The organism is Pseudomonas sp. 22515 (assembly GCF_052044625.1).
Lineage (GTDB): Bacteria > Pseudomonadota > Gammaproteobacteria > Pseudomonadales > Pseudomonadaceae > Aquipseudomonas > Aquipseudomonas alloputida.
Map to the genome: position 1 here is coordinate 40,418 of NZ_JBQENN010000037.1, position 7,746 is coordinate 48,163.

Here is a 7,746-nt window from a genome sequence, read left to right on the forward strand (position 1 = left end):
CCCGCTCCTACAGGGGTTTTTGGCATGGCATGACTGATTTGCCATTTTTCGTGGCGTAAATGGCACCATAGTCCATCCTTGACAGAAAGCTGAGCTAAACGTAAGTTTCAAACAACTGTTTGATCGGCTTCCGCCAAGCGCGGGTCACCCCACAGAACTCACCTAGAGGTTCATCGCAATGCCTGACTACAAAGCCCCCTTGCGTGATATCCGCTTCGTTCGCGACGAGCTGCTTGGCTATGAGGCGCACTATCAGAGCCTGCCGGGCTGCCAGGACGCCACGCCCGATATGGTCGACGCGATCCTTGAAGAAGGCGCGAAGTTCTGTGAGCAGGTGTTGTCGCCGCTGAACCGCGTGGGTGACCAGGAAGGCTGCACCTGGAGCGAATCGGGGGTGAAAACCCCAACCGGCTTCAAGGAAGCCTACCAGCAGTTCGTCGAAGGCGGCTGGCCGAGCCTGGCACATGACGTCGAACATGGCGGCCAAGGCCTGCCAGAGTCGCTGGGCCTGGCCCTGAGCGAAATGGTCGGTGGCTCGAACTGGTCGTGGGGTATGTACCCAGGCCTGTCGCATGGCGCGATGAACACTATTTCTGCGCATGGCACTGCCGAGCAGCAGCACACCTACCTGACCAAGCTGGTGTCCGGCGAGTGGACCGGCACCATGTGCCTGACCGAACCGCACTGCGGCACCGACCTGGGCATGCTGCGCACCAAGGCCGAGCCACAGGCCGACGGCAGCTACAAAGTGTCGGGCACCAAGATCTTCATCTCGGCCGGTGAGCACGACATGGCCGACAACATTGTCCATATCGTCCTGGCCCGCCTGCCGGACGCACCGGCCGGCACCAAGGGTATTTCACTGTTCATCGTGCCGAAGTTCCTGCCCAACGCCGAAGGCGGTGTGGGCGAGCGCAACGGCGTGAGCTGCGGCTCGATCGAACACAAGATGGGCATCCACGGTAACGCCACCTGCGTCATGAACTTCGATGCGGCCACCGGCTACCTGATCGGCCCAGCCAACAAAGGCCTGAACTGCATGTTCACCTTCATGAACACTGCTCGCCTGGGGACCGCGCTGCAAGGCCTGGCCCACGCCGAGGTGGCGTTCCAGGGGGGCCTGAAGTACGCCCGTGAGCGCCTGCAGATGCGTTCCCTGACCGGCCCGAAAGCACCGGACAAGGCCGCTGACCCGATCATCGTCCACCCGGACGTACGGCGCATGCTGCTGACCATGAAGGCCTTCGCCGAAGGCAACCGCGCGATGGTGTACTTCACTGCCAAGCAGGTGGACATCGTCAAGTACAGCCAGGACGAAGAAGAGCGCAAGAAGGCTGACGCCCTGCTGGCGTTCCTGACCCCGATCGCCAAGGCATTCATGACCGAAGTCGGTTTCGAAGCCGCCAACCACGGCGTACAGATCTACGGTGGCCATGGCTTCATCGCCGAATGGGGCATGGAGCAGAACGTGCGCGACAGCCGTATCTCCATGCTGTACGAAGGCACTACCGGTATTCAGGCCCTCGACCTGCTCGGTCGCAAAGTGCTGATGACTCAGGGCGAAGCACTGAAGGGCTTCACCAAGATCGTGCACAAGTTCTGCCAGGCGCAGGAAGGTAACGAAGCGGTCAAGGAGTTCGTCGAACCGCTGGCGGCCATCAACAAGGAGTGGGGCGAGCTGACCATGAAAGTGGGCATGGCTGCCATGAAGGACCGTGAAGAAGTGGGTGCGGCTTCGGTCGATTACCTGATGTACTCCGGCTATGCCTGCCTGGCTTACTTCTGGGCCGACATCGCCCGTCTGGCCGCCGAGAAACTGGCAGCCGGTACCAGCGAGGAGGCGTTCTACACCGCCAAGCTGCAGACTGCCCGCTTCTACTTCCAGCGCATCCTGCCACGTACCCGTACCCATGTGGCGACCATGCTGTCGGGCGCCAACAACCTGATGGCGATGGACGAAGAGCACTTCGGCCTGTCGTACTGATACTGGCGCTGTACCCAAAACCCGCCTGCCCTGACCGGGAGGCGGGTTTTTTACGTCTTCAGGTTCAGCGTGGTCCCTCGTAGGAGCGGGTTTACCCGCGAAGAGGCCGGCCCTGCTGGCCAATCTCCATTAGCCGTTCACCGTTGCCGGCACCACCGTATTCGCGGGTAAACCCGCTCCTACAAGGCTCGCGTGGCGGCCGGAAGTTCGTTCATCCAACCGCAAATTCAACTGTTCCAGTGCACTGCCGATGAAGTGAGGGCACAATGCCATTATTGATCTGCCGGGTTGGAGATTACCCTTGTTTCGTTTTAATGCTGTTCGCGCAAGCCACTTCCTGCCGTCGCTGTTCTTGTTGCTGGCAGGGCTCGCCGCAGCCTATGTGAGAGACCTCAGCGTCTTTTTCACATCGCTGTTCAATGTCCTGCCTACCTTGGTTCTACTGCTGGGCGGCGCCTACTGTGCGGTTTATCGCCGCCAGCGTGAGCTGTTCCTGATGCTGACGGTGTACATCGCCTACTTCCTGCTCGATACCCAGACCGACTTCTACCGTGACCATGGCCGCGTGCGTGAGGACGCCGCGGTGATCTTCCACCTGGTCTGCCTGTTGCTGCCGGCGCTGTTCGGGCTGTACGGCGCCTGGCAGGAGCGCACGCACCTGCTGCAGGACCTGGTCGCCCGCGGTGCCGTATTGTTTGCCGTGGGCAGTGTGGCGGTGGCCCTCCAGCAAAGCTACCCCGAGGCGTTGCTGACCTGGTTGGCGGAGATCCGCTGGCCGGCTTTGCATGGCCACTGGATGAGCCTGATCCAGATGGTCTACCCACTGTTCCTGGGTGTGTTCATTCTGCTGGTGGTGCAGTACCTGCGTGCACCCCGGCCGCTGCACGCTGCGCAGTTGATCGGCCTGCTGGGCATTTTCTGGATGCTGCCGCAAACCTTCATCCTGCCGTTTACCTTGAACATCATGTGCAGCCAGGTAATGTTGATGATCGCCGCAGCCGTGGCGCACGAGGCTTATCAGATGGCCTTCCGTGACGAGCTGACTGGCCTGCCGGGGCGTCGTGCGCTGAACGAGCGCATGCAGCGCCTGGGGCGTAACTATGTGATCGCCATGACCGATGTCGACCACTTCAAGAAATTCAACGACACCCACGGCCACGATGTCGGTGACCAGGTGCTGCGGTTGGTCGCCAGCCGCTTGTCCAAGGTCACCGGCGGTGGCCGCGCCTACCGTTATGGCGGGGAAGAGTTCGCCTTGGTGTTCGCCGGCAAGACTGCCGCGGAATGCGTGCCGCATGTGGAGGCCGTGCGTGAAGTGATCGCCAATTACGTGATGCACCTGCGCGATCAGCACAACCGCCCGCAGGACGATACCGCCGGGCGCCAGCGCCGGGCGGGCAGCGCCGGCGGCACGGTCTCGGTCACCATCAGTATCGGCGTGGCCGAGCGCCAGGCCGATCATCGCAACCCCGAGGCGGTGCTGAAATCCGCCGACCAGGCGCTTTACAGTGCCAAAGGCGCGGGGCGAAATTGTGTCATGGTGCATGGGCGACAATCACTGCGGGGGGCAGTGCGCACGGCGTGACCAGGCGAGACTATACAGTCGGTTGATGACCCTATGTCTCGCAAAAGTTGTTCGGTTACACTGCCAGTAACCCCAGTGTCGCGGTTCCCCGAGACCGCCCCGACCCGACTAGCGAGAGGTTGTCATGGCTGACTATAAAGCGCCCCTGCGCGACATGCGCTTCGTACTGAATGAAGTCTTCAACGTGGCCGAGCAGTGGACGCAGTTGCCCGGGCTGGCCGAGGTTGTCGATGCCGACACGGCCATGGCCGTGCTGGAAGAAGCCGGCAAGGTCACCGCCAAGACCATCGCGCCGCTCAGCCGCGCCGCCGACGAAGAGGGCTGCCACTGGGACAACGGCGCGGTGCGGACCCCAGCCGGTTTCATTGAAGCCTACAACACCTACGCCGAAGGCGGCTGGGTGGGCGTGGGCGGCGACCCGCTGTTCGGCGGTATGGGCATGCCCAAGGCCATCTCGGCCCAGGTCGAGGAAATGGTCAACGCGTCCAGCCTGGCTTTCGGCCTGTACCCGATGCTGACGGCCGGCGCCTGTCTGTCGATCAACGCCCACGCCAGCGAGGCCTTGAAGGAAAAATACCTTCCGAACATGTATGCCGGCGTTTGGGCCGGCTCCATGTGCCTGACCGAGCCGCATGCCGGTACTGACCTGGGCATCATCCGCACCAAGGCCGAGCCCCAGGCTGATGGCAGCTACAAGGTCAGCGGTACCAAGATTTTCATCACGGGTGGCGAACACGACCTGACCGAGAACATCATCCATCTGGTGCTGGCCAAGTTGCCGGATGCACCGGCGGGGCCGAAAGGTATTTCGCTGTTCTTGGTGCCGAAATTCCTGGTCAATGAAGACGGTAGCCTCGGCGCGCGGAACCCGGCCACTTGCGGCTCGATCGAGCACAAAATGGGCATCCAGGCCTCGGCTACCTGTGTGATGAACTTCGACGAAGCTGTCGGCTACATCGTCGGTGAGCCGAACAAAGGCCTGGCGGCCATGTTCACCATGATGAACTACGAGCGCCTGGGCGTTGGCATTCAAGGCCTGGCGTCGGCCGAGCGCTCCTACCAGAACGCCGTGGAGTACGCCCGCGATCGCTTGCAAAGCCGTGCCCCGGCCGGCCCACAAGCCAAGGACAAGGCTGCCGACCCGATCATCGTCCACCCGGACGTGCGTCGCATGCTGTTGACCATGAAGGCGCTGATCGAAGGTGGCCGCGCATTCTCCACTTATGTGGCCATGCAACTGGACAGTGCCAAGTACAGCGAAGACGCCAGCGTGCGCAAACGCAGCGAAGAGCTGGTGGCACTGCTGACGCCGGTGGCGAAGGCCTTCCTCACCGACCTGGGCCTGGAGTGCGCAGTGCACGGCCAGCAGGTATTTGGCGGGCATGGTTACATTCGTGAGTGGGGGCAGGAGCAGTTGGTGCGCGACGTGCGCATTACCCAGATCTACGAAGGTACCAATGGCATCCAGGCCCTCGACCTGATGGGGCGTAAAGTGGTGGCCAGCGGCGGGGCATACTACAAGCTGTTCTCTGACGAAATTCGCCAGTTCATTACCGGTGCAGGCAGCGAACTGGACGAATTCGCCAAGCCACTGGGCGCTTCGCTCGACCAGCTCGACGGGTTGACCGAGTGGGTATTGCAGCAGGCCAAGGGCAACCCGAATGAAATTGGCGCGGCTTCGGTCGAGTACCTGCATGCCTTTGGCTATGTTGCCTATGGCTACATGTGGGCACTGATGGCGCGGGCGGCCCAGGCGGGCGAGGGGGATGCGCCGTTCTATTCGGGCAAGCTGGGTACGGCGCGGTTCTACTTTGCGCGGTTGCTGCCACGGGTGGATTCGCTGGTGGCTTCGGTGAAGGCGGGAAGTGAATCGCTGTACCTGCTGGATGCCGAGCAGTTCTGATCGATTTCTGGGGCTGCTGCGCAGCCCAATCGCGGCGCAAGGCCGCTCCCACAGGTATTGCCTAAGTTTGGATAGGTGGGGCCTTGCGTCGCGATTGGGCCGCAAAGCGGCCTCAGCCATCGCATATCTGTGAATGGACTCCCTGTGTAAGCTTTTTCCTACACGACGCGGTGACTTTTCACCACTGTTCTAAGATTGGATCCACTGTTAATCTTTACCACATGGACGTTGCGCAGGAAGCGCAAAGGACAGATCAAGGACGACGACGAAGGACCACCTGCCAGGATGGCGGGGCGATACGGATGTCACAGGGAAACAGTCTGGAAAACCCCGCTTCGGCGGGGTTTTCTTTATGGTGCGCCAGGCATGGCGCGTTGCGCGATAGCGCAACCAGCTTGGCTGTGGTGGCCTCGCTGGTGACTTGGGGGTGAAAGTCCTCTACACACCCGGCAAGGGGAAGTGTTAGCCAGAGGCAAGGGTGTCGTGGGCGACTACGAATCTGAAGGAAGCCCGAGGCAAAATGCTGGCCTGACGAACAGGAAGCGGATCAGGCGGCGCAGCGGGGCAAGACGGCCATAATCGTCAAAGCCCAATACTTGCACGGAACGCTGCGACGTAAATCCGACAGGCATAAGCAGGAAGGTCACGCGAATTACCCTGGGAGATCTGTACGCTTGCCTTGGTGCTACCGAGCGTCGAGAGGCGACGGGATGAGCGTGCAGAAGTCAGCCGAGGCCGTAGTAAGTGGCGGTTAACCGCGTCACCAAGGGCCGAACAGGTTATGCCGCCAGTAGGCGTCACTGTCTCGTTGGTAGCCGCAATGCAGAAATTTCCTAAAACGGAATCTGTCACTCCGAATCCCGGCCAGAAGCCGAGGATGATGCCTGACAGCGCAAAGGTATCGACGGCGTCATCGGCGTGGACGAACGCAGAGCCGGACACGCTGATGGAGCGGGTGCTCGCACCGGCCAACCTCAGACGTGCGTATAAGCGCGTAGTCAGCAATAAGGGAGCGCCGGGTGCCGATGGCATGACGGTCGCCGACCTTGCAGGCTATGTGAATCAGTATTGGCCAATCCTCAAAGGCAGATTGCTGGCCGGTGAATACCATCCCCAAGCCGTACGTGCGGTTGAAATTCTCAAGCCGCAGGGCGGCACGCGGCAACTGGGAATTCCCAGCGTCGTGGATCGCCTGATCCAGCAGGCATTGCTGCAACAACTCACGCCATTCTTCGATCCTTTGTTCTCGGATTTTAGCTACGGCTTCCGTCCGGGCAGGAGCGCGCATCAAGCTGTCGAGATGGCCCGTGCCCATGTGGCATCGGGGCACCGGTGGTGCGTGGAAGTCGATCTGGAGAAGTTTTTTGATCGGGTCAACCACGACATCCTCATGGCCTGTATCGAGCGCCGGGTCAAAGATAAGTGCGTACTTAGGCTTATCCGTCGCTACCTTGAAGCGGGAGTCATGTCAGGCGGTGTCGTCAGTCCACGGCAGGAAGGGACGCCGCAAGGCGGCCCGCTCTCGCCGCTGCTGTCGAATATCCTGCTCGATGAATTTGACCGCGAACTGGAGCGGCGGGGCCATCGCTTCGTGCGCTATGCCGATGACGCGAACATTTATGTGCGCAGTCCTCGGGCTGGCGAACGGGTACTGGCTAGTGTCGAGCGCTTCCTGAGTCAACGTTTGAAACTGACGGTGAATCAGAAGAAGAGTCGAGTCGCGAGAGCCTGGAAGTGTGATTACTTGGGTTATGGGATGAGCTGGCATCAGCAGCCAAGGTTGCGGGTGGCAACGGTGAGCCTGAGTCGCCTGCGCGACCGGCTCGCAGAGCTGCTATGCGGCGCGCGGGGCCGCAAGATGGCAAACACCATCGAGCGGATAAACCCCGTACTACGAGGTTGGGCGGGTTACTTCAAGCTCAGCCAGAGCAAGCGGCCACTTGAGGAGCTGGATGGCTGGATCAGGCACAAACTCCGCTGTGCCATTTGGCGCCAATGGAAACAGCCCTCTACGAGGGCGCGCAACCTGATGCGTCTGGGCTTAAGCGAGGAGCGTGCCTGTAAATCGGCCTATAACGGCCGAGGCCCATGGTGGAACTCGGGGGCGCCACATATGAATCAGGCGCTGCCGAAGAAACTATGGGATCGACTCGGACTGGTCTCGATACTGGATACGATCAACCGGCTTAGCCGCATAGCTTGAACCGCCGTGTACGGAACCGTACGCACGGTGGTGTGAGAGGACGGCGGGTGTGAACCCGCCTCCTACTCAAT

Annotated in this window: 4 protein-coding genes; all 4 read left to right on the forward strand. The window is 61.1% G+C overall.

What is annotated here, in order from left to right; genetic code table 11:
• Positions 1–178: 178 nt before the first annotated feature.
• Positions 179–1,984 (forward strand): phenylacyl-CoA dehydrogenase, encoded by a 1,806-nt coding sequence (locus ACTJJN_RS24890; RefSeq protein WP_010951720.1) that lies wholly within the window; start codon positions 179–181, stop codon positions 1,982–1,984.
• Between the two features lie 301 nt (positions 1,985–2,285).
• Positions 2,286–3,569 carry a GGDEF domain-containing protein gene (locus ACTJJN_RS24895; RefSeq protein ID WP_014755114.1) on the forward strand — a complete coding sequence of 428 codons (1,284 nt, stop codon included), beginning with the start codon at positions 2,286–2,288 and terminating at the stop codon, positions 3,567–3,569.
• 124 nt (positions 3,570–3,693) lie between these two features.
• The gene (locus ACTJJN_RS24900) at positions 3,694–5,472 is read left to right on the forward strand and encodes an acyl-CoA dehydrogenase C-terminal domain-containing protein (RefSeq protein WP_003255600.1); all 1,779 of its coding nucleotides are present in this window, start codon (positions 3,694–3,696) and stop codon (positions 5,470–5,472) included.
• Between the two features lie 781 nt (positions 5,473–6,253).
• Positions 6,254–7,675: a group II intron reverse transcriptase/maturase gene (ltrA, locus tag ACTJJN_RS24905; protein WP_221101214.1), complete on the forward strand. Its 1,422-nt coding sequence runs from the start codon at positions 6,254–6,256 to the stop codon at positions 7,673–7,675.
• The last annotated feature ends 71 nt before the right edge of the window (positions 7,676–7,746 follow it).